The 20,412-nt window shown below is 57.3% G+C and carries 22 protein-coding genes; 10 read left to right on the plus strand and 12 right to left on the minus strand.

Annotated elements, in window-relative coordinates; all coding sequences use genetic code 11:
- Nucleotides 1–110: 110 nt before the first annotated feature.
- The 3 genes from rhaD to rhaM are packed head-to-tail and all read left to right on the plus strand — an operon-like array spanning nucleotide 111 to nucleotide 2,442.
- Complete coding sequence (gene rhaD, locus NI40_RS21845; protein WP_039264200.1) at nucleotides 111–941, plus strand: rhamnulose-1-phosphate aldolase; 831 nt, start codon at nucleotides 111–113, stop codon at nucleotides 939–941.
- Nucleotides 942–982: 41 nt separating this feature from the next.
- The gene (gene fucO, locus NI40_RS21850) at nucleotides 983–2,131 is read left to right on the plus strand and encodes a lactaldehyde reductase (protein ID WP_039264199.1); all 1,149 of its coding nucleotides are present in this window, start codon (nucleotides 983–985) and stop codon (nucleotides 2,129–2,131) included.
- Nucleotides 2,128–2,442: an L-rhamnose mutarotase gene (gene rhaM / locus NI40_RS21855; RefSeq protein WP_039264198.1), complete on the plus strand. Its 315-nt coding sequence runs from the start codon at nucleotides 2,128–2,130 to the stop codon at nucleotides 2,440–2,442. Before fucO ends, rhaM begins: the two co-directional genes overlap by 4 nt.
- On the opposite strand, the gene NI40_RS21860 is transcribed toward rhaM, so the two are convergent.
- From NI40_RS21860 to NI40_RS21875, 4 genes are all read right to left on the minus strand, one after another.
- Entirely contained in the window at nucleotides 2,430–3,707 is a 1,278-nt protein-coding gene (locus tag NI40_RS21860) for an MFS transporter (protein WP_055703389.1), read from the minus strand. The genes rhaM and NI40_RS21860 overlap by 13 nt on opposite strands.
- 44 nt (nucleotides 3,708–3,751) lie before the next feature.
- Nucleotides 3,752–5,875 (minus strand): alpha-galactosidase, encoded by a 2,124-nt coding sequence (locus NI40_RS21865; protein WP_045143069.1) that lies wholly within the window; start codon nucleotides 5,873–5,875, stop codon nucleotides 3,752–3,754.
- Nucleotides 5,876–5,978: 103 nt separating this feature from the next.
- The gene (locus NI40_RS21870) at nucleotides 5,979–6,974 is read right to left on the minus strand and encodes a LacI family DNA-binding transcriptional regulator (protein ID WP_039264197.1); all 996 of its coding nucleotides are present in this window, start codon (nucleotides 6,972–6,974) and stop codon (nucleotides 5,979–5,981) included.
- 17 nt (nucleotides 6,975–6,991) lie between these two features.
- Nucleotides 6,992–7,540 (minus strand): helix-turn-helix domain-containing protein, encoded by a 549-nt coding sequence (locus NI40_RS21875; RefSeq protein ID WP_033146956.1) that lies wholly within the window; start codon nucleotides 7,538–7,540, stop codon nucleotides 6,992–6,994.
- 103 nt (nucleotides 7,541–7,643) lie between these two features.
- Between NI40_RS21875 and NI40_RS21880 the strand changes: the two genes are divergently transcribed.
- Both NI40_RS21880 and NI40_RS21885 read left to right on the plus strand, forming a co-directional pair.
- Nucleotides 7,644–8,303, plus strand: coding sequence for an AzlC family ABC transporter permease (locus tag NI40_RS21880; protein ID WP_023309745.1), 660 nt, complete (start codon nucleotides 7,644–7,646; stop codon nucleotides 8,301–8,303).
- Complete coding sequence (locus tag NI40_RS21885; RefSeq protein WP_033146957.1) at nucleotides 8,303–8,626, plus strand: AzlD domain-containing protein; 324 nt, start codon at nucleotides 8,303–8,305, stop codon at nucleotides 8,624–8,626. The genes NI40_RS21880 and NI40_RS21885 overlap by 1 nt, the downstream gene beginning before the upstream one ends.
- A 39-nt stretch (nucleotides 8,627–8,665) precedes the next feature.
- Here the strand turns inward: NI40_RS21885 and NI40_RS21890 are convergent, their stop codons facing one another.
- Nucleotides 8,666–8,878, minus strand: coding sequence for a DUF1471 domain-containing protein (locus NI40_RS21890; protein WP_039264236.1), 213 nt, complete (start codon nucleotides 8,876–8,878; stop codon nucleotides 8,666–8,668).
- 115 nt (nucleotides 8,879–8,993) lie between these two features.
- Entirely contained in the window at nucleotides 8,994–9,830 is an 837-nt protein-coding gene (gene fdhD / locus NI40_RS21895) for a formate dehydrogenase accessory sulfurtransferase FdhD (RefSeq protein WP_039264196.1), read from the minus strand.
- 373 nt (nucleotides 9,831–10,203) lie between these two features.
- On the opposite strand from fdhD, the gene fdnG reads away from it, so the two are divergent.
- The 4 genes from fdnG to fdhE are packed head-to-tail and all read left to right on the plus strand — an operon-like array spanning nucleotide 10,204 to nucleotide 15,727.
- Nucleotides 10,204–13,254 carry a formate dehydrogenase-N subunit alpha gene (fdnG, locus tag NI40_RS21905; RefSeq protein WP_087822910.1) on the plus strand — a complete coding sequence of 1,017 codons (3,051 nt, stop codon included), beginning with the start codon at nucleotides 10,204–10,206 and terminating at the stop codon, nucleotides 13,252–13,254.
- A 12-nt stretch (nucleotides 13,255–13,266) separates the two neighbouring features.
- Nucleotides 13,267–14,169 carry a formate dehydrogenase subunit beta gene (gene fdxH, locus NI40_RS21910; RefSeq protein ID WP_008501831.1) on the plus strand — a complete coding sequence of 301 codons (903 nt, stop codon included), beginning with the start codon at nucleotides 13,267–13,269 and terminating at the stop codon, nucleotides 14,167–14,169.
- On the plus strand, nucleotides 14,166–14,801 hold the full coding sequence (fdoI, locus tag NI40_RS21915; RefSeq protein WP_010436852.1) for a formate dehydrogenase cytochrome b556 subunit: 636 nt from the start codon (nucleotides 14,166–14,168) through the stop codon (nucleotides 14,799–14,801). Before fdxH ends, fdoI begins: the two co-directional genes overlap by 4 nt.
- Nucleotides 14,798–15,727 (plus strand): formate dehydrogenase accessory protein FdhE, encoded by a 930-nt coding sequence (gene fdhE / locus NI40_RS21920; protein WP_029741588.1) that lies wholly within the window; start codon nucleotides 14,798–14,800, stop codon nucleotides 15,725–15,727. The genes fdoI and fdhE overlap by 4 nt, the downstream gene beginning before the upstream one ends.
- Nucleotides 15,728–15,766: 39 nt before the next feature.
- Here the strand turns inward: fdhE and NI40_RS21925 are convergent, their stop codons facing one another.
- Both NI40_RS21925 and NI40_RS21930 read right to left on the minus strand, forming a co-directional pair.
- Nucleotides 15,767–16,138 carry a type II toxin-antitoxin system VapC family toxin gene (locus tag NI40_RS21925; protein WP_080298642.1) on the minus strand — a complete coding sequence of 124 codons (372 nt, stop codon included), beginning with the start codon at nucleotides 16,136–16,138 and terminating at the stop codon, nucleotides 15,767–15,769.
- Nucleotides 16,139–16,140: 2 nt separating this feature from the next.
- Entirely contained in the window at nucleotides 16,141–16,383 is a 243-nt protein-coding gene (locus NI40_RS21930) for a ribbon-helix-helix protein, CopG family (protein ID WP_023309753.1), read from the minus strand.
- 199 nt (nucleotides 16,384–16,582) lie between these two features.
- Here NI40_RS21930 and NI40_RS21935 point away from each other — a divergent pair, with 199 nt between their 5' ends.
- Complete coding sequence (locus NI40_RS21935) at nucleotides 16,583–17,503, plus strand: alpha/beta hydrolase (RefSeq protein ID WP_039264193.1); 921 nt, start codon at nucleotides 16,583–16,585, stop codon at nucleotides 17,501–17,503.
- Nucleotides 17,504–17,511: 8 nt separating this feature from the next.
- On the opposite strand, the gene fabY is transcribed toward NI40_RS21935, so the two are convergent.
- Genes fabY through yihX form a run of 4 tightly spaced genes read right to left on the minus strand, consistent with a single transcriptional unit; the run spans nucleotide 17,512 to nucleotide 20,406 of the window.
- Nucleotides 17,512–18,453: a fatty acid biosynthesis protein FabY gene (gene fabY, locus NI40_RS21940; protein WP_039264191.1), complete on the minus strand. Its 942-nt coding sequence runs from the start codon at nucleotides 18,451–18,453 to the stop codon at nucleotides 17,512–17,514.
- A 44-nt stretch (nucleotides 18,454–18,497) separates the two neighbouring features.
- Nucleotides 18,498–18,935 (minus strand): D-aminoacyl-tRNA deacylase, encoded by a 438-nt coding sequence (gene dtd, locus NI40_RS21945; RefSeq protein WP_039264190.1) that lies wholly within the window; start codon nucleotides 18,933–18,935, stop codon nucleotides 18,498–18,500.
- A complete protein-coding gene (locus NI40_RS21950) occupies nucleotides 18,932–19,813 on the minus strand; it encodes a virulence factor BrkB family protein (RefSeq protein ID WP_033146965.1) in 882 nt (293 codons plus the stop codon). The genes dtd and NI40_RS21950 overlap by 4 nt, the downstream gene beginning before the upstream one ends.
- Complete coding sequence (yihX, locus tag NI40_RS21955; RefSeq protein ID WP_039264189.1) at nucleotides 19,807–20,406, minus strand: glucose-1-phosphatase; 600 nt, start codon at nucleotides 20,404–20,406, stop codon at nucleotides 19,807–19,809. Before yihX ends, NI40_RS21950 begins: the two co-directional genes overlap by 7 nt.
- Between the last annotated feature and the right edge of the window lie 6 nt (nucleotides 20,407–20,412).

Raw genomic sequence — 20,412 nt, forward strand, 5'->3', positions numbered from 1 at the left:
CCTCACCCTAACCCTCTCCCACAGGGAGAGGGAACTTTTACCCCCTCTCCCTGTGGGAGAGGGCCGGGGTGAGGGTTCAACCTCACCGCGATAACTGGAAAATGAAGACTATGCAGACCATCACCACTTCCTGGTTCGTCCAGGGCATGATCAAAGCCACCTCCGACGCCTGGCTGAAAGGCTGGGACGAGCGCAACGGCGGCAACCTGACGCTGCGCCTGGACGACGCGGATATTGAACCGTTCGTGGCCGATTTCCACCAGAAGCCGCGCTATATCGCGCTGAGCCAGCCGATGCCGCTGCTCGCCAACACGCCGTTTATCGTCACCGGTTCCGGCAAGTTCTTCCGTAACGTCCAGCTCGACCCGGAGGCCAACCTCGGCGTGGTGAAAGTGGACAGCGACGGCGCGGGCTACCACATACTGTGGGGCCTGACCGACGAGGCGGTGCCCACCTCCGAACTGCCGGCTCACTTCCTCTCCCACTGCGAGCGCATCAGGGCGACGAACGGCAAAGACCGCGTGATCATGCACTGCCACGCCACCAACCTGATCGCCCTGACCTACGTGCTGGAAAACAGCGCCGACTTCATCACCCGCAAGCTGTGGGAAGGCAGTACCGAGTGTCTGGTGGTGTTCCCGGACGGCGTGGGCATTCTGCCGTGGATGGTGCCGGGTACCGACGAAATCGGCCAGGCAACCGCCGTTGATATGCAAAAACATGCTCTGGTGCTGTGGCCGTTCCACGGCGTGTTCGGCAGCGGCCCAACGCTGGATGAAACCTTTGGCCTGATCGACACCGCCGAGAAATCAGCGGAAGTGCTGGTGAAGGTGTTCTCCATGGGCGGCATGAAGCAGACCATTTCCCGGGAAGAACTCATCGCCCTCGGCAAGCGCTTTGGCGTGAGTCCGCTGCAATCCGCGCTGGATTTATACGCATAACGCCTTCGCAGGAAAAACGTTGATCGTTAAGGAGAATTATCATGAGCTTTATGTTGGCGCTTCCAAAAATCAGCCTTCACGGCGCGGGCGCAATCGGCGATATGGTCAACCTGGTAGCGAACAAACAGTGGGGAAAAGCGCTGATTGTCACCGACGGCCAGCTGGTAAAGCTGGGTCTGCTCGACAGCCTGTTTACCGCGCTGGACGCCCATCAGATGTCGTATCACCTGTTCGATGAGGTGTTCCCGAACCCGACGGAAGCGCTTGTGCAAAAAGGAATTTCGGCTTACCGGGACGCGGAGTGTGATTACGTGATTGCCTTCGGCGGCGGCAGCCCGATTGATACCGCCAAGGCGATCAAAATCCTCACCGCCAACCCCGGCCCCTCAACCGATTATTCCGGCATCGGCAAGGTGAAAAATGCGGGCGTGCCGCTGGTGGCAATTAATACCACCGCAGGCACCGCGGCGGAGATGACCAGCAATGCGGTGATCATCAACTCCGCGCGGCAGGTGAAAGAGGTGATTATCGACCCGAACATCATCCCGGACATCGCCGTAGACGATGCCAGCGTGATGCTCGATATTCCCGCCTCCGTGACCGCCGCAACCGGTATGGATGCCCTGACCCACGCCATTGAAGCCTACGTGTCCGTTGGCGCGCACCCGCTCACCGACGCCAACGCGCTGGAAGCAATTCGCCTGATCAACCTGTGGCTGCCGGAAGCGGTCGAAGACGGTCATAACCTTGAGGCGCGCGAGCAGATGGCATTTGGTCAGTATCTGGCGGGCATGGCGTTTAACAGTGCGGGTCTCGGCCTTGTGCATGCCCTGGCGCACCAGCCGGGCGCGACGCACAACCTGCCGCACGGCGTATGCAACGCCATCCTGCTGCCGATCGTCGAAAGCTTTAACCGCCCGAACGCGGTCGCGCGTTTTGCCCGCGTGGCGCAGGCGATGGGCGTCGATACCCGCGGCATGAGCGATGAAGCCGCCAGCATGTCCGCCATTCAGGCTATTCGCGACCTGAGCGCTCGCGTCGGCATCCCTGCGGGCTTTAGCCAGCTCGGCGTGACCAAAGCCGACATTGAAGGCTGGCTGGATAAAGCGCTCGCCGATCCGTGTGCGCCATGCAATCCGCGCGCCGCCAGCCGCGATGAGGTCCGCGAGCTGTACCTGGAGGCACTATGATCCGCAAAGCCTTTGTGATGCAGGTCAACCCGGACGCGCACGAGGAGTACGCGCGCCGCCACAATCCAATTTGGCCGGAGCTGGAAAAGGTGTTGAAAGACCACGGCGCACACCACTACGCCATTTATCTCGATAGGGCCCGCAGCCTGCTGTTCGCGACCGTAGAGATTGAATCGGAGGAGCGCTGGAGCGCGGTAGCGAATACCGACGTCTGCCAGCGCTGGTGGAAACATATGGGCGACGTCATGCCGTCGAACCCGGATAACAGCCCGGTGAGTACCGCGCTGAAAGAGGTCTTTTACCTGGACTGATGTGTTAACGCTGCTGCCCCCGCGGCGGCGGCGATCTCCTGCCTGCTGCTCAGCGTAAACGCCGACACCACCGTAATCGCCAGCACGAAACAGCCCAGCATCAGATACGTCTCCTGGAAGCCGATCCGGTCATACATATTCCCGGCAAAAGCGGAGAGGAAAATGGCCGCCGACTGCTTGGCGAACTGGAAGCCGATCAGATAGATAGTCGCTGACAGTCGGGTATCAAACACCCCGGTGATGTACTTAAATGCGCCCACCAGCAGGAACGGGACTTCCAGCGCGTGCAGCATCTTGAGGGCAATCACCTCCACGGCGGTGGTGGCGAACGAGGAGCCGATAATGCGCGTCGCCATAATCACCCCGGCGATCAGCAGCGTGTTCTTCGCGCCGATGCGGTTAATGATCCACGGCGAGCAGAACATAATGATGGCGTTACAGATTTCCCCCGCAGTCGTTGCGAAACCAAAGGCGCGGGTTCCTTCCTGCGGCGTGGCGAAGAAGGTTTTAAAGAAGGTGGCAAACTGCTGGTCGAAAACGTCATACACGCAGGCCACGCCAATTACGTAGAGGATAAACATCCACATTCTGCGCTGGCGGAACAGGTTGAACACGGTTTTGGCGGTGATTTGCGGCTGGTTCGCGCCCAGGGCATCCATGACCTGCGCCGTCTGGTTGGGCTTTGGCTTCGCCACCACCAGCAGCAGCATCAGCAGAAATGCCGCTCCCGATCCCATCCAGAAAACGTACGACGGATCGATGCCGAACAGGATGCCGCCCGTTGAGGCGCACAAGCCCCAGCCGAGGCAGCCAAACATCCGCGCCTTGCCGTACTCAAAGAAGCTGTTGCGGCTCACGCGCTCAATGTAGGCCTCAATCGCCCCCGATCCGGCCGAAAATACAAAACCGATATACAGCCCGCCGCTCAGCGCGCCCAGCCAGATATTGGCTTTCAGCAGCGGCGCGAAGACGTACAGGAAGAACGGCGCAAACAGAAACAGCAGCACCGCGATGATCCACAGAAGGTGTTTTTTCAGCCCCAGCTTGTCCGAAATTACGCCCAGCACTGGCTGGAAGGCGATAGCCGACAGCGAGATGCAGGAGAAGACAATCCCGGTGTGGGTTTTATTCAGGCCGATGATGTCCGACAGCCAAATCGGCAGGAACGGAAAGCAGGTGGCCATAATGAAGAAGTAGAGAAAGAAGAACAGCCCAAAGATCCAGAAGTTAGGGTTGTCTTTGTGGGTACAGGTTGTTGTGTTCATTATTTTTATCCTCAACGGAGGGCCGGTTCCCCGGCCCGTCACCCTTACACGCGTTCGACGCCAATCAGAATGGCGGTTTCCGGATCCAGAATCGGCAGCGCAATGCCCGCCTGCATCAGCCACTCGCCGCTCACCGTTTGCGGCGTTTCCATCCACGCCGGCAGCTTGCGCATGGTGTGCCCTCCTTCACCCGTAATCTGAATATTCGGGTGATCGAGCAGCGTGACGCGATACCGCGCGCTGGCCTCCAGCCCCGCCATGCGCAGCGGCATCATCAGGCTGTAGTCCGGCATCGCGAGCTGGCTGACCATAAACAGCCCCTGCGCCTTATCTTCGCTAACAATACCCTGCGCCAGCGTGGTGGCGTCCGGCATATCAATTCGCCACTGGGTGCCGCGATGAATGACCTCCCGCCACTGCTTGTGCAGCGCGGCGTAATGGCGATAGCCTTCGCGCTCCCGTGCGTCCACGGTGAGCGGATCCAGCTCCAGCCCCATATGGCCAAACAGAGCCGTCAGCCCGCGAAACTGGATGCTATGCTGGCGGAAGGTGGCGTGGCATTGATGATGACCGATATGCGCGCCCATCACCTCCGGCGGGAAGAAGTAGCTCATGCCGCGCTGGATGGTGCTGCGCTCCAGCGCGTCGTTGTTGTCGGACGCCCAGAAGCGGTGGCTGCGGGTCAGTACCTCATAATCAATGCGCCCGCCGCCGGAGGAGCAGGATTCAAACTCAATATGCGGGAAGCGTTCGCCCAGCACGTCCAGCAGGCGGTAAAACTGACGGGTCTGAGCGTCGGCGGCGGCTTTACCGTTGTGTCCAGGCTGCACCAGCTCGCGGTTCATGTCCCACTTCACGTAGTCGACCGCATGCTCGCCCAGCAGCCAGCTCATGCGCTCCACCAGGTAATCAAAGGCCTCCGGGATGCTGAGATTGAGCACCAGCTGGTGTCGTCCGGTCGCACGGGGATAGCCCGGCAGCGCCAGTACCCAGTCAGGATGCGCGCGGTACAAATCTGAATCCGGGTTGATCATCTCCGGCTCAACCCAGATGCCAAACTCCATGCCGAGCCGTTTGACGTGGTCGATCACCGGCGTCAGGCCGTTCGGGTATTTTTTCTCGTCCAGATACCAGTCGCCCAGCGCGGCATGGTCGTCGTTACGGCCTTTGAACCAGCCGTCATCAATGATGAAGCGCTCCACGCCCAGCGCGGCAGCCTCGTCGGCCATGCGCTTGATGTAGTCCGGATCGTGGTTGAAGTAGATCCCTTCCCAGGTATTGAGGTGCACCGGGCGCGGTTTGTTTTCCGGGAAGCGGATGACGTTGTTGCGCAGGTAGCGATGGAACGGCTGGCTCATGCCGTTCAGGCCCTGCGTGGAGTAGCTGGCGTACAGGCGCGGCGTCCAGAGCGTATCGCCCTCCTCAACCGCCATTTCACCCGGCAGGTAGAGCGCTTCGGCCTGGAGATAGCGACGACCGTCGGTTTTCGCTTCAGCGCGCAGGCGGTGATTACCGCTCCAGCCCAGATGCACGCCCCAGACGTCGCCCTGCATTTCGCTGAACGACGGCGTACCGGCAATCAGCGCCGGGAAGTGCTCATGGGAAGTTTTACCCCGACGGTTTTCAATCACGAAGCTATCATGTTCAAGCTTAACGCGGTGCGGCTGAAACTCCCTGATCCAGCGTCCGTGGAAGGCCATTACCTCCTGCGCGCGCTCGGCCACCGGCAGCGTGACGGCGAAACGGTCAACCTGCCAGGGGATCGCTTTCAGGTTCGTTAAACCGTGACGAACCACCAGCACGCCGCTGGCATCCAGCACCAGCTCGCTGGTCAGGCGCAAGCCCGCATGCTCATCTTCGGCGGTAATCGTCAGGGTGTTTACGTCCTGCTGCACCTGCGTGGTTTTGAACACCGGGGAACCGTCCAGCCCCTGGCGATGACCCTCAATGCCAGGCGAACCAAACAGACCATGCCCCAGCTCGGTCATCAGCGTGACCGGGGAGTCGACGTCAAGCCTGCCGTTGGCAACAGGACGCGCGAGCGTAGCAACATCCTGCGGCGAAAAGTGCTGAAGGTGAGGCCCCCAGTAGAGAATTTCGGCGAACGGATGGGTTTTGATCACCACGTCTACCGTCGTGGTTTCGAGTCGTAAAACGGGATCTTGCATCAGACATCTCCTGTCATCGGGATGATCTGAGTGTTGATCCGAAACGTTTCGGATACAAACCAAAACGTTTCGGTTCTGTGATCGGGTTTGGAATTTTAGTGGTTTAGGCCGTCTGGCCCGGAGAGAATTCAGGCTGCCAGAGCACCTGAAGCTGTTCAATATCGTCTCCGCTAATCAGCTGGCGCACCATATCGGCAATCTGTTTCCCGACGCCCTGGCGGGTGGACTGGATCACCGACGCCACCTCAATATCAACGATGCTGTCCTGCGGCAGGCCATCATAGACCACCAGCGAGACGGCGTTGTCGCCGGATAAACGCCCCAGCTGCGCCAGCGCCATCGCCGCGCCGTCGCCGTGGGTGTTGCAGTCGGTGATGATGGCCGTGGGCGGCTGCGGCAGGGCAAGCAGTTCTTTCGTGGTGGCATACCCGACGCGGCGCGAAGGCGGCATGGCGCGCAGCCATTCGCTGGAAAGCCCGGCTTCCCGCAGGGCGTCGAGATAACCCTGACGGCGCTGGGTGATAAACGCCTGATTGTTGCTTTCGCCAAGTAGCGCGATACGCTGATGGCCTTTCTCGATCAGCCAGCGGGTAGCCTGATGCGTACCGGCGTAGTTGTCGAAGTCAAACCACGCGTACGGCTGCGGAAGGTGGCTGCGCCCGAGCGCCAGGAAAGGAAAACCGGCGGCCTGCAGCTGCTCAAGACGGGGATCGTGATCCAGCGTGTGCGCCACGATCAGCGCGTCGACGCGGCGGCTTTGCACCATGCGCATATAGCTGTGCTTATCCGCCAGATCGTCGTCGGCGATGAGCAACAGGTCGATCTCATGTCGCGCCAGTTCGTGGCTAATTTCGCCGACCATGTCCATAAATACGCTGTTATTGAGCGGAACAGGATGTACGGGAAACACCAGCCCGACGGCGTCAATTTTGCCCATCTTCAGGCGGCGGGCGAAGGTGTTCGGTCGGTAACCACGGCGCTGAGCCTCAGCTTCCACGCGTGCGCGCGTCTCGGCGGAGACGTCGTCATATCCGTTGAGGGCGCGGCTGACGGTGGTGACTGACAGCCCCAGTTCTTTAGCAATGGCTTTAAGCGACATGAGTGTCCGTATCTCTGTTAGTTTTGTTCCGCCACCAGCAGCGCGTGCGTATCCGGCTCCAGCGCCTTAAAGATATGCGGCAGATCGGCGGGATAACAGATGTAATCTCCCGGACCGAGTTCTTCCGCCGCGTCGATCAGGCCGACTAACGCGCGCCCCTGCGTCACAATAATATGTTCAACGGACCCCGGCGGATGCGGCTGGGAAATGCGGTCTGCGCCCGGCTGGGTAAGCAGGAGGTATACGTCGCGTCGCGCGCCAGGCGGACATGCCGCCAGCAGTATCGCCTCGTAGTTGGCCTGTCCGGCAACGACCTTCGTACCTTCACCACGACGGATCACCTGAGTGGTAGGCTGCTGTGGTTCAAGCAGGCGGGCAAAAGGAATATCCAGCGCCACGCAAAGCGACCACAGCGTTTCGAGGCTAGGGTTACCGTTGCCTGATTCAAGCTGAGAAAGCGTGGATTTTGCGATCCCGGCACGGCGAGCGATTTCCGCCAGTGAAAGCCCGGTTCGCAGGCGTTCTCGCACCAGGCTTTTGGCGATTACGCTGATTGGCTGCGTCATAAAACGGCCTCTTTGTTCTTTAAATCGAACGAATCGTTCATCTTGAAAAACACTTCTGTTGCGTTCATTATAATGGATACCCGTTCGATATGGCTAAAAATGTATGAAGCATCATCTCTCTTGCCTGAAAGGCGACACCATAAAAGCAATCATCCTGGTCTGCCTCGCGGTCGGCGTGGTCGGGATGTCGTACGGCTCCCTGGCGATGGCCTACGGTTTTCCGGTCTGGGTACCGTTTGTACTCTCCATCACCGTACTCGCGGGCGCGTCAGAGTTTATGTTTATTGGCATCGTGGCAAGCGGCGGTAACCCGCTGGCGGCCGCAGCCGCGGGGTTGCTGGTCAACGCGCGGCACGTGCCGTTTGGCGTGACGGTGCGTGAACTGGTCGGCAAACGCGGCCTGAGCCTGTTGGGCTGCCACATCATGAACGACGAAAGCGTGGTGTTTGGCCTGTCGCAAAAAACGCCCGAACAGCGCAAAGCGGCGTACTGGCTATGTGGTTTAGGCGTGGCGATTGTCTGGCCGCTGGGGGCCCTGCTGGGCGCTATGGTCGGCAAGCTGCTGCCGGATCCGGAAACCATCGGGCTGGATGCGGTATTCCCTGCCATATTGCTGGCGCTAGTGGTTCCCGCGTTTAAAAACCGTACCACGCTGATCCGCGCCTGCAGCGGCGCCGCGCTGTCACTGGCCGCCGTGCCGTTTGCCCCGGTGGGATTACCGGTGCTGCTCTCCTTACTGGGTCTCGCTGCGAGGAAAAAATAATGGGAAATATGACGTTTTTTATTCTCGGCATCGCCATTTTGTCTGCGGGAACGTATCTGATGCGTCTTGGCGGGGCGAAACTGGGCAGCAGGCTGGCATTGTCAGAGCGTTCACAGGCGCTGCTGTCAGATGCGGCAACGGTATTGCTGTTTTCCGTGGCGCTGGCGACCACGTTTTATGAAGGTGACCACTTTGCCGGAATGGCGCGCGTGCTGGGCGTGGCGTTTGCGGTATTTCTGGCCTGGCGGAAAATGCCGTTAATTGTGGTGATCGTGGCGGCGGCAGTGGTAACCGCGCTGCTGCGCGTGGCGGGCATAAACTAAAAAAGCGCCCCGGGGGCGCTCTTTCGACGGTGTGACAGCTTATTTAGTCAGTTCAGCAGTCATGTGTACGCGGTTACCTGAGAACGCCTGGGTAATTTTGTAAGATGATGCGCCAGCATCCTGAGCCTGAGCCGCGATTTTAGCTTCTGCGCCATCAATGGTAGAGGCGGTTGCGGTCACGGTCTGTGCAGCGAAAGAACCGAAAGAAGTAGCCAGAGCGATTACAGCGACAAAAGTTTTGATGCTATTCATGTGTTTTAACCCTTTCATTAAGTTGTTTAGGTAAGGCACCGTGCCTTGATGAGATAAATACTAGACCTCATCTCGAACAACTAAAAGCGGAAGGATTTGCTATTATCATTCAAAATTATTGATTAACAATTAATCGCTGCGGATGGGTATAAATCGTCGCCCTTCCCGGCTTGCAGAAGCCCACCAGCGTCAGGTTGCAGCGTTCCGCCACCTCCACCGCCAGCGTGGTCGCCGCCGACACCGCGAACAGAATTTCCACACCGCACATCGCCGATTTTTGCACCATCTCATAGCTGGCGCGGCTGGAAACGAGTGCCGCCCCCTGCATCCAGACATCACTTTCACGCGCACGGCGACCGAGCAGCTTGTCCAGCGCCACGTGGCGGCCCACGTCCTCGTGGCCCCCGGCAATATCGCCCGACGGCAACACCCATGCCGCCGCGTGCGTGCAGCCGCTCAGCTGGCCGATGGGCTGTACATCGTTCAGGTGCTCGAGCGCATGGTCGAGGTGAGCCAGATTAAAGGTCTGAGTAAACGGCAGTGGCGCAACGGGTTTGCCAATATCATTGAGCTGCTCAACGCCACACACGCCGCAGCCGGTACGCCCGGCCAGCGCGCGGCGGCGCTCTTTCAGCCCCATAAAGCGGCGGCTGGAGAGTTCGATTTGCACTTCAAGGCCGTTGCAAGCCTGCACCACGTCCATGCCGTAGATCTCCTGCGGATGGTCAATGATGCCTTCCGAGAGGGAAAAACCGATGGCGAACAGCTCGAGATCTTTCGGCGAAGCCATCATCACCACATGGGAGATACCGTTGTAAACGAGCGCAACGGGCACCTCTTCCGCCAGAAAATCCGGCGTGGCATGGGTAATGTGGGGCGGTCTGTGTACCGACAGTTCCACAATGCCCGCAGGCAGGGGGGACGAGTGGGGAGCACGGTTTTGTTTAGACACAGCGGTATTCCTGAACAACCACGGAGGTGAGCCTGCTATTGCATCACAAACAACAGGGCTTACGCATAGTATGGATCAACTTTTCAGCATCAAGTTTACCTACTCACTTGTGAGAGGTACAACAAAACGCATGCTACACCCCTTTAACATGCGGGGTTAATAATGTGATTAATATCACACTTTATAGTCAACAGGGTGATAATACGTTCACTTTGTATTAACGCCATTAGAACAGCTGTACCGACATTGTGGTATTCTGATGATATCCCTCGTGGAATTGAGGGATTAACGCAAATTTTTCTCCTTTGCGGTCAATTCTCAACCGCGAAGTTAAAACTACATATGTAAGCAATGTCGAAACAAGGAGTGACCCATGCAGGTCAGCAGAAGGCAGTTCTTTAAGATCTGCGCTGGCGGTATGGCAGGCACCACGGCAGCGGCACTGGGCTTTGCGCCCGGCGTAGCGCTGGCGGAAACGCGGCAGTATAAACTGCTGCGCACCCGTGAAACCCGTAATACCTGTACGTACTGCTCTGTCGGTTGCGGGCTGTTGATGTATAGCCTCGGCGACGGTGCTAAAAACGCCAAAGCGTCTATTTTCCATATCGAAGGCGACCCGGATCATCCGGTCAACCGCGGCGCATTGTGCCCGAAAGGGGCCGGTCTGGTGGACTTTATCCACTCCGAAAGCCGCCTCAAGTTCCCTGAATATCGCGCACCTGGCTCCGATAAATGGCAGCAAATCAGCTGGGAAGAGGCGTTTGACCGCATCGCAAAACACATTAAAGAAGACCGCGATGCCAACTTTGTTGAGAAGAACGCCGACGGCGTCACGGTCAACCGCTGGCTCTCCACCGGGATGCTGTGTGCCTCTGCTTCCAGCAACGAAACCGGTTATTTAACCCAGAAATTTACGCGCGCACTCGGTATGCTCGCGGTCGACAACCAGGCGCGTGTCTGACACGGACCAACGGTAGCAAGTCTTGCTCCAACATTTGGTCGCGGTGCGATGACCAACCACTGGGTCGACATCAAGAACGCCAACCTCATTGTGGTGATGGGCGGTAACGCCGCTGAAGCGCACCCTGTAGGGTTCCGCTGGGCGATGGAAGCCAAAATCCACAACGGTGCGAAACTGATTGTGATCGATCCCCGCTTTACGCGAACTGCGTCAGTGGCGGATTTCTACACCCCTATTCGTTCAGGTACTGACATCACTTTCCTGTCAGGCGTATTGCTGTACCTGATGACCAACGAAAAATATAACCGCGAATACACCGAAGCTTATACCAACGCCAGCCTGATCGTGCGTGAGGATTACCACTTCGAAGATGGCCTGTTCAGCGGTTACGACGCCGAAAAACGCAAATACGACAAAACCAGCTGGAACTACGAGCTGGATGAAAAAGGCTTTGCGAAGCGCGACACCACCCTGCAACATCCGCGCTGCGTGTGGAACCTGCTGAAAGAGCACGTTTCCCGCTATACGCCGGAGGTGGTTGAGAATATCTGCGGTACGCCGAAGGCAGACTTCCTGAAGGTGTGCGAGCTTATCGCCGAGACCAGCGCGAAAGATAAAACCGCGTCGTTCCTGTACGCCCTCGGCTGGACGCAGCACTCCATCGGCGCGCAGAACATCCGTACCATGGCGATGGTTCAGCTCCTGCTCGGCAACATGGGGATGGCAGGCGGCGGCGTGAACGCCCTGCGCGGTCACTCCAATATTCAGGGTCTGACCGACCTCGGCCTGCTGTCTCAAAGCCTGCCGGGTTACATGAACCTGCCAAGCGAGAAACAGACCGACCTGCAAACCTACCTGACGGCCAGCACGCCTAAACCGCTGCTCGAAGGCCAGGTAAACTACTGGGGCAACTATCCGAAGTTCTTCGTCTCGATGATGAAAGCCTTCTTCGGCGACAAAGCGACGGCTGAAAACAGCTGGGGCTTTGACTGGCTGCCGAAGTGGGACAAAGGTTACGACGTTCTGCAGTATTTCGAGATGATGCACCAGGGCAAAGTGAACGGCTATCTGTGCCAGGGCTTTAACCCGGTTGCCTCGTTCCCGAACAAGAACAAGGTTGTTGAGTCTCTGTCGAAGCTGAAGTTCCTGGTGACGATTGACCCGCTCAATACCGAGACCTCAACCTTCTGGCAGAACCACGGTGAATCGAACGACGTCGATCCGTCGAAGATCCAGACCGAAGTGTTCCGTCTGCCGTCGACCTGCTTCGCGGAAGAGAATGGTTCTATCGTCAACTCCGGACGCTGGCTGCAGTGGCACTGGAAAGGTGCGGACGCCCCGGGTATCGCCATGAACGACGGCGAGATCCTGGCCGGCATCTTCTTACGCCTGCGTAAGATGTATGCGGAAGAAGGCGGCGCGAACCCGGAACCGGTGCTTAATATGAGCTGGAACTACTCGACGCCGGAAAACCCAGCGCCGGAAGAAGTGGCGATGGAGAGCAACGGTAAGGCGCTGGCGGACGTTATCGACCCGGCCACCGGTACCGTGCTGGCGAAGAAAGGCGATCAGCTCAGCACCTTCGCGCACCTGCGCGATGACGGTACCACGTCAAGCGGCTGCTGGATCTTTGCCGGTAGCTGGACGCCGAAAGGCAACCAGATGGCCAACCGCGATAACGCCGACCCGTCGGGCCTTGGCAATACGCTGGGCTGGGCATGGGCGTGGCCGCTCAACCGCCGTATCCTCTATAACCGCGCATCCGCTGACCCGCAGGGCAACCCGTGGGATCCGAAGCGTCAGCTTCTGAAGTGGGACGGCGCGAAATGGGGCGGCGTGGATATTCCGGACTACAGCACTGCCGCACCGGGCAGCGACGTTGGGCCGTTTATCATGCAGCCTGAAGGGATGGGGCGTCTGTTTGCTATCGATAAGATGGCGGAAGGTCCGTTCCCGGAACACTACGAACCGTTTGAGACGCCGCTGGGTACCAACCCGCTGCACCCGAACGTGGTCTCTAACCCGGCAGCCCGTATCTTCAAGGGCGATTTCGAAGCGCTGGGTAAAAAGGACAAGTTCCCGTACGTGGGTACTACCTACCGTCTGACCGAGCACTTCCACTACTGGACCAAGCACGCGCTGCTTAACGCCATCGCGCAGCCGGAACAGTTTGTGGAGATCGGCGAGAAGCTGGCGGGCAAGCTCGGCATTGCCCATGGCGATACCGTGAAGGTCTCCTCTAACCGCGGCTATATCAAGGCCAAGGCGGTGGTGACCAAGCGTATTCGCACGCTGAACGTTCACGGTCAGCAGGTGGATACCATCGGTATTCCGATCCACTGGGGCTATGAGGGCGTGGCGAAGAAAGGGTTCATTGCGAATACCCTGACGCCGTTCGTCGGCGATGCGAACACGCAGACGCCGGAGTTTAAGGCCTTCCTCGTGAACGTGGAAAAGGTGTAACGGAGACGACTTATGGCTTATCAATCTCAAGACATTATCCGTCGTTCCGCGACTAACGGTTTCACGCCCGCGCCTCAGGCGCGGGACCACCAGCAGGAAGTGGCGAAGCTTATCGACGTGACCACCTGTATCGGCTGCAAAGCCTGTCAGGTGGCGTGTTCTGAGTGGAACGACCTGCGTGACGAAGTGGGTCACAACGTCGGGGTGTATGACAACCCGGCGGACCTGACCGCCAAGTCATGGACGGTGATGCGTTTCTCGGAAGTTGAGCAGAACGACAAACTGGAATGGCTTATCCGCAAAGACGGCTGTATGCACTGTGCGGATCCGGGCTGCCTGAAGGCATGTCCGTCAGAAGGGGCTATCATTCAGTATGCCAACGGCATCGTCGACTTCCAGTCCGAACAGTGCATCGGCTGCGGCTACTGCATCGCGGGCTGCCCGTTCGACGTACCGCGCCTGAACCCGGAAGACAACCGCGTCTACAAATGCACGCTGTGCGTTGACCGCGTCACCGTCGGCCAGGAGCCAGCGTGCGTGAAGACCTGCCCAACCGGCGCAATCCACTTTGGCTCCAAAGAGGATATGAAAACGCTGGCGGCAGAGCGCGTGGGCGAGCTGAAAACCCGCGGTTACGACAACGCGGGCCTGTACGATCCGGCCGGAGTTGGCGGTACGCACGTGATGTACGTGTTGCACCACGCCGACAAGCCGAACCTGTATCACGGCCTGCCGGAGAACCCGGAAATCAGCGCCACCGTGAAGTTCTGGAAAGGCATCTGGAAACCGCTGGCAGCGGTCGGTTTTGCTGCCACCTTCGCAGCGAGCATCTTCCACTACGTCGGCGTTGGTCCGAACCGCGCGGAAGAGGAAGACGACAACCTGCATGAAGAGAAAGACGAGGTGCGCAAATGAGAAAACGTGACACCATCGTGCGCTACACCGCGCCGGAACGCATCAACCACTGGGTCACCGCCTTCTGCTTCATGCTGGCGGCGATAAGCGGGCTGGGGTTCTTCTTCCCGTCCTTCAACTGGCTGATGCAGGTACTGGGTACGCCACAGCTGGCGCGCATCCTTCACCCGTTCGTGGGTGTGGTGATGTTTGCCTCGTTTATCATCATGTTTTTCCGCTACTGGCACCATAACCTAATCAATCGGGATGATATCTTTTGGGCGAAGAATATTCGTAAGATCGTCGTCAACGAGGAAGTGGGTGATACCGGGCGTTATAACTTCGGCCAGAAATGCGTATTCTGGGCGGCGATTATCTTCCTGGTCCTGTTGCTGGTGAGCGGCGTGATCATCTGGCGTCCGTACTTTGCGCCTGCTTTCTCAATCCCGGTGATCCGATTTGCGCTGATGCTGCATTCATTTGCCGCAGTGGCGTTAATTGTGGTTATCATGGTGCATATCTACGCCGCCCTTTGGGTGAAAGGCACCATTACCGCGATGGTGGAAGGATGGGTAACCAGTACGTGGGCGAAGAAACATCACCCGCGCTGGTACCGTGAAGTCCGCCAGAAACAGGAAAAGTCATCTGAATGAGTATTCGCATAATCCCGCAAGATGAGCTGGGGTCGAGCGAGAAACGCACGGCGGATTATATTCCGCCGTTGTTATTCCCCAGACTCAAAAACCTCTACAACCGCCGCGCAGAGCGTCTGCGCGAGCTGGCAGAGAACAACCCGCTGGGCGATTTTCTGCGCTTTGCCGCGCTGGTTGCCCACGCGCAGGAAGTGGTGCTGTACGACCACCCGCTGCAAATGGATCTGACCGCGCGCATCAAAGAAGCCAACGCGCAGGGCAAGCCGCCGCTGGACATTCACGTCCTGCCGCGCGACAAGCACTGGCAAAAGCTGCTGCATTCGCTGATTGCCGAGCTGAAGCCGGAGATGAGCGGCACCGCGCTGGCGGTCATTGAGAATCTGGAAAAAGCGTCCGAACTTGAGCTGGAAGAGATGGCGAGCGCGCTGTTTGCCTCCGACTTCGCTCTGGTGAGCAGCGATAAAGCGCCGTTTATCTGGGCTGCGCTGTCGCTCTACTGGGCGCAAATGGCAAGCCTGATCCCCGGTAAAGCCCGCGCCGAATACGGCGAGGCGCGCCAGTTCTGCCCGGTCTGCGGCTCCATGCCGGTATCGAGCATGGTGCAAATCGGCACCACTCAGGGGCTGCGCTACCTGCACTGCAACCTGTGTGAAACCGAGTGGCACGTGGTGCGCATCAAGTGCAGCAACTGCGAGCAGACCCGCGATCTGAACTACTGGTCGCTGGAAAATGAAGAAGCGGCGGTGAAAGCCGAAAGCTGCGGCGACTGCGGCACTTACCTGAAGATTCTTTATCAGGAAAAAGACCCGAAAGTCGAAGCCGTGGCCGACGATCTCGCCTCGCTGATTCTGGATGCGAAGATGGAGCAGGAGGGCTTTGCCCGCAGCTCGATCAACCCGTTCCTGTTCCCGGGTGAAGGGGAGTAATTCCCTCTGACAGTGCCGGGCGGCGTAAGCTTGCCCGGCCTATAGTTGGTAAGGTGAAACGACTCCAGTAATGCCCGAAAAGTCTTTCGTGTTTCGAGAAATCAACGGACAATTTCTGCTCTGAGCTGTGGCCAGAATGATAGCATCAGGCAGTTTCATTCCATGCTTCTCGCGCAGAATTACGCTTCTTTCAGCGATATCTCGGGTGATATCAATAATCTCAAATACGCCCATCACTGTCGCAGTTTTCGCTTCGTGACCATGTTTGCGGGCCCCCACCATGACTTCCATCCATGTGATCAGACTAATGGCTCGATGAGAAGCTGTGCGATCAATTGCATCCGCAGCCTCAACGCGATTATTAAAAAGATCGATGAGTATATTGGTATCGAACACCGCCATGTGCTCCATGATTACCACTCCTCACGCAGCTTGCGTTCATACTCAAGCCCATCTTCCTGCTGGTTTCCCCACAAGCCAAGCGCATCGCGGATAACCGATGAACTCTGCTGGTCGAGATATTGCTCAATGGCTTCCCGAAGCAATTCGGCACGAGGCCGGTTACGCAGCTGCTTCAGATTATCCAGTCGTTGAATTACGTCATCAGACAAATCGATCAGAATTCTGCCCATATCAAGATCCGCGGAAAGACTCATATATCACCTTAGTATATCACTATTGTCTATTTTCAAGGCAACATACGCTTTCATTCAGAAGGGTTAAAGCCCGTAGCTATAGTTTTCCTGCTATTTGCGAAGCGCTTTCCAGATTTTTAGTCCTCGACAATTTTCTTATTTTCTTTTGAATCAAACCAGGTTATAAAGCTGTATATCCATACAGTTAAAGGGAGTTTTCATGGCACTGGAACAGGGTATTGCGCAGCTGGTTCAGGGATTTATCGCTGCAGGCCGGCCTTCGTCACGTCGACAGACCATTGATGTACGACGAGCAGGGTACATTGCCAGCACGGGGCTTGCCGGGAAGACAGAAACGCGCGTTCAGGTAGAAGCGCTAGTGCTTGAGGGCCTTACCATTCGGGTATTTTCACCTCTTAATGCCCCTGAAATATTGCCTGCTGCCATCTACTATCACGGCGGATGCTTTATCAGCGGCGGCTTTGATACCCATGACAACCAACTCCGTCAGTTAGCCTGCTACGGCAATTGCCGGGTGATCGCGGTTCAGTACAGGTTGGCGCCGGAGCATACCTTCCCCGCCGCACATGACGATGCTGAAAGAGGTGCAGATCTGGTCTGGAAGTATGCGGACAAATTAGGCGTGGATAAGAACCGGCTCACCCTCTGTGGAGACAGCGCAGGAGGGCATCTGGCGCTGGTAACGGCGCTGAGGCTTAAGGTTAAAGGGCTGTGGCAACCTGTACAGCTTATTCTTATCTATCCCATGCTCGACGCCACCGCCAGTTTTGAAAGCTATGCTCTCAATGGCACGGATTATATTATCACCCGCGATACCCTGCTCAGCGGGTATGAAATGTATCTTGCAGAGACTGACCGCCAGCATCCGGAAGCCAGCCAGCTGTGGCGCGATTATTTTTACGGGCTTCCGCCAGTGCATATCATTACAGCAGAGTACGATCCGCTGTGCGATGAGGGAGAAATGTTGTATCAGCATCTGACTGAGCAGGGTGTGAAGTGTACCGCTCAGCGCTGGCTGGGCGTCATCCATGGCTTCTTTCAGCTTGGCGGCGTCAGCCAGTCAGCGCGAGACGTTATGCGGGATATCGCCGGGCGGATTAACCACGCCCGAGGAGAGTGAACAGAAGATTACTCCTCCTCGTTCCCACCCTCTTCATACGCGCCGAAGGGCTTCGCTGGAAGAACAATGTAGGTGCCTTCAAACACCGCACCCGGTGTTTTATCGCCAAACAGTTCAACCTGCATTTGTACGCGGGCTTTGCGGCCGCGCGCCAGGCGGTCCAGATCGCCGCCCAGTGACCCCAGATCGGCCACGGCGCTCGGCTTGCCGCTTATCGGTGCGCTATAGCGGATGTGAGCATCAGCAAGAATAATGGTGCCGCCCAGATGGCGCTCGCGAAGCATCAGCCAGATGAGCCCCCAGCCGGTGAGCGTCGCGAGGGAAAACAGACTTCCGGCAAACAGAGTGTGGTGCGGGTTTTGATTGCCGGTTTCCGGCATGGTGGTAATAAATTTTTGTCCGGTGTACTGCTGAATGCGCACGCCCATTTTTTCGCTGAGCGGAATGTGCTGATACCAGGCCTGCTGCAGCTGTCCACACCAGTCGGCGCGATGAAGAATATCATCCAGCGTGGCGATGGGTTTGATCATCAAAAAATGACGAATCGGCGTGGTTTGTGGGGTCGTGATTTCCCCCTGATTCACAAAGCCGAGCTTGGCGAAAAAATCTACGGCATCTTCGCGGGCGCTACAGGTAACGCGCTTAACGCCTTCCTGACGGGCGACGGACTCAAGGGTCATCGCCATTAGCGTTCCCAGACCTTTGTCCTGAACGGAGGGATGAACCGCCATAAAGCGAATCGACGCTTCGTTATCGGCGTTGATATACAAGCGCCCGACGGCGACGAGGTTACCCTCTTCGTCCATCACCATCTGATGGTGGGCCATCGCATCCCAGGCGTCGCGTTCCGATCCTTTTGGCTGATGCAGTGGCTTGCGCAGCATTTCCCAGCGGAACTGGTAATAAGCGTCTAACTCTTCTTCCGTTTGCGGTACTCGAAGGTGATACATAGCTGTACTCTCTCTTGTTACCCGCGGCCACGCCGCCAGTTGGCTCATACCTGGAGCCAGAATGTGACGGGGCCATCGTTCACCAGCGAAACCTGCATATCTGCAGCGAATCGTCCAGTTTGCGTATTCATTTCCTGCTGGCGACAACGCTCAACAAAGTACTCGTAAAGTGCTTCTGCACGATCCGGCGCGGCACCTTTGGAGAAGCTCGGGCGCATGCCGCGCTCGGTATCCGCAGCCAGCGTAAACTGGGAAACCACCAGCACGCTGCCTCCCGCCTGCTGGACGTTCAGGTTCATCTTGCCTTCCGCATCGCTGAAAATACGGTAGCCCAGCACGCGCTCACACAAGCGGTTGGCTTTTTGTTCGTCGTCATCCTTTTCGACACCTAACAACACCAAAAGTCCTTGGCCAATTTCACCCGTCACCTCTCCCTCCACGGTGACGCTGGCACGGGTTACGCGCTGTATCAATGCAATCATGGTTGGTCTGCTTCTAATTGTTTTTCAGCTTCTGCTGCTTTTTTAAGTTCGCGGTACACACCGAGAGTGACAGTTATTTCGGCACCAAGCAAGACGATACACCAGGTCCAGTAGACCCATACAAACAAAATGGGGATCACCGCCAGCACGCCGTAAATCAGCTGATAGGACGGAAACATGGTGATGTAGAGGGCAAACCCTTTTTTACCGAGCTCAAAAAGCAACGCCGCCACCAGCGCGCCCACAACCGCATCACGGTTAGGCACGCGCGTGGTCGGCACGACGCTGTAGAGCAGCCAGAACGAGAGCCACGACAGGATCAGCGGAAAGATGCGAAGCGCATTATCAATTACGCCGTTTAAATCACTCGCCCAGCGCAAGGAGAGAAGATACGAACTGATCGCCAGGCTCGCCCCGGCCAGCAGCGGCCCCAGCGTAAGAATCATCCAGTACACGGCAAAGGAATAGACCTTTGGCCGCGCTTTTTTACTCCGCCAGATTGTATTCAGCGCATTATCAATGGCGTACATCAACAGCAGCGCGGTAACGATAAGACCGCACGCCCCCACTGCCGTCATCTTGCTGGAATTGGCAACAAACTGCTCAATGTAGTTCTGGATGACATCCCCTGTTGCAGGAATGAAATTCGCGAAGACAAAATGGCGAAGCTGCAGGCTGACGTCCGCAAACATCGGAAAGGCGGAAAACAGGGCAAAGATGACCGCCACCAGCGGCACTAATGAGAGCAACGACACGTAGGCGAGGTTACCCGCCAGCGTGGTCATGTTGTCCTCGTCAATACGGTGCCAGAGCAGTTTCAGCCAGGCCCTCAGGGGGCGAGTATGATGCGTGGCTTTTTGATGAACGGTTTTTAGCATAGCTGCTTCGCAAAGTAGTTTGGTATCGTCTCTTTTCCGGTCACCAGAATTGACGTTATACCCAACTGGTTAGCTCCCTCTATATTATCGGCGTTGTCGTCAAAAAAGACCGCATCGGCCGCGGTGAATCCTTCCGACTGGAGAACAGCCTGATAAATTCGCGCTTCAGGCTTACGCATCCCCATCTCTTGCGAAAGATAGATCTTATCGGCCGCCGCCTTAACTTCAGGGTATTCCTCAGGCCAGAACGTGGTGTGCAGACGGTTGGTATTTGACAGCACAACGACCCGATGGCCCTGCTTGCGGAGCTTATGCATGATGTCGATCGCTTCAGGCCGGATGGCGACAAATACTGCCTGCCAGCCGTGAGAAAACTGCTCGTAGCTTAACGGTAGGTCCATCTCCTGGCAGAAACGTTCAGCGAATTCTTCATCACCGATCTCGCCGCGTTCATGCTGATGGAAGGTCTCGCCCATCGCGAAATTCTGCTTCAGTGTCGCCAGCGGAACGCGGCTAAAGTCGCTCCATGCACCCAGCACGCGATTAAAATCGATATCGACGATTACGTTTCCTAAATCAAAGATATAAAGCATGTTTAT

This window comes from Enterobacter sp. E20 (assembly GCF_000801755.2).
Lineage (GTDB): Bacteria > Pseudomonadota > Gammaproteobacteria > Enterobacterales > Enterobacteriaceae > Enterobacter > Enterobacter asburiae_B.

What these genes read in the sequence shown, in the direction of transcription:
- rhaD (WP_039264200.1), top strand. Translation starts at nt 111, where the DNA reads ATGCAGACCATCACCACTTCCTGGTTCGTCCAGGGCATGATCAAAGCC.
- fucO (WP_039264199.1), top strand. Translation starts at nt 983, where the DNA reads ATGAGCTTTATGTTGGCGCTTCCAAAAATCAGCCTTCACGGCGCGGGC.
- rhaM (WP_039264198.1), top strand. Translation starts at nt 2,128, where the DNA reads ATGATCCGCAAAGCCTTTGTGATGCAGGTCAACCCGGACGCGCACGAG.
- NI40_RS21860 (WP_055703389.1), bottom strand. Translation starts at nt 3,707, where the DNA reads ATGAACACAACAACCTGTACCCACAAAGACAACCCTAACTTCTGGATC.
- NI40_RS21865 (WP_045143069.1), bottom strand. Translation starts at nt 5,875, where the DNA reads ATGCAAGATCCCGTTTTACGACTCGAAACCACGACGGTAGACGTGGTG.
- NI40_RS21870 (WP_039264197.1), bottom strand. Translation starts at nt 6,974, where the DNA reads ATGTCGCTTAAAGCCATTGCTAAAGAACTGGGGCTGTCAGTCACCACC.
- NI40_RS21875 (WP_033146956.1), bottom strand. Translation starts at nt 7,540, where the DNA reads ATGACGCAGCCAATCAGCGTAATCGCCAAAAGCCTGGTGCGAGAACGC.
- NI40_RS21880 (WP_023309745.1), top strand. Translation starts at nt 7,644, where the DNA reads ATGAAGCATCATCTCTCTTGCCTGAAAGGCGACACCATAAAAGCAATC.
- NI40_RS21885 (WP_033146957.1), top strand. Translation starts at nt 8,303, where the DNA reads ATGGGAAATATGACGTTTTTTATTCTCGGCATCGCCATTTTGTCTGCG.
- NI40_RS21890 (WP_039264236.1), bottom strand. Translation starts at nt 8,878, where the DNA reads ATGAATAGCATCAAAACTTTTGTCGCTGTAATCGCTCTGGCTACTTCT.
- fdxH (WP_008501831.1), top strand. Translation starts at nt 13,267, where the DNA reads ATGGCTTATCAATCTCAAGACATTATCCGTCGTTCCGCGACTAACGGT.
- fdoI (WP_010436852.1), top strand. Translation starts at nt 14,166, where the DNA reads ATGAGAAAACGTGACACCATCGTGCGCTACACCGCGCCGGAACGCATC.
- fdhE (WP_029741588.1), top strand. Translation starts at nt 14,798, where the DNA reads ATGAGTATTCGCATAATCCCGCAAGATGAGCTGGGGTCGAGCGAGAAA.
- NI40_RS21925 (WP_080298642.1), bottom strand. Translation starts at nt 16,138, where the DNA reads ATGGAGCACATGGCGGTGTTCGATACCAATATACTCATCGATCTTTTT.
- NI40_RS21930 (WP_023309753.1), bottom strand. Translation starts at nt 16,383, where the DNA reads ATGAGTCTTTCCGCGGATCTTGATATGGGCAGAATTCTGATCGATTTG.
- NI40_RS21935 (WP_039264193.1), top strand. Translation starts at nt 16,583, where the DNA reads ATGGCACTGGAACAGGGTATTGCGCAGCTGGTTCAGGGATTTATCGCT.
- fabY (WP_039264191.1), bottom strand. Translation starts at nt 18,453, where the DNA reads ATGTATCACCTTCGAGTACCGCAAACGGAAGAAGAGTTAGACGCTTAT.
- dtd (WP_039264190.1), bottom strand. Translation starts at nt 18,935, where the DNA reads ATGATTGCATTGATACAGCGCGTAACCCGTGCCAGCGTCACCGTGGAG.
- NI40_RS21950 (WP_033146965.1), bottom strand. Translation starts at nt 19,813, where the DNA reads ATGCTAAAAACCGTTCATCAAAAAGCCACGCATCATACTCGCCCCCTG.
- yihX (WP_039264189.1), bottom strand. Translation starts at nt 20,406, where the DNA reads ATGCTTTATATCTTTGATTTAGGAAACGTAATCGTCGATATCGATTTT.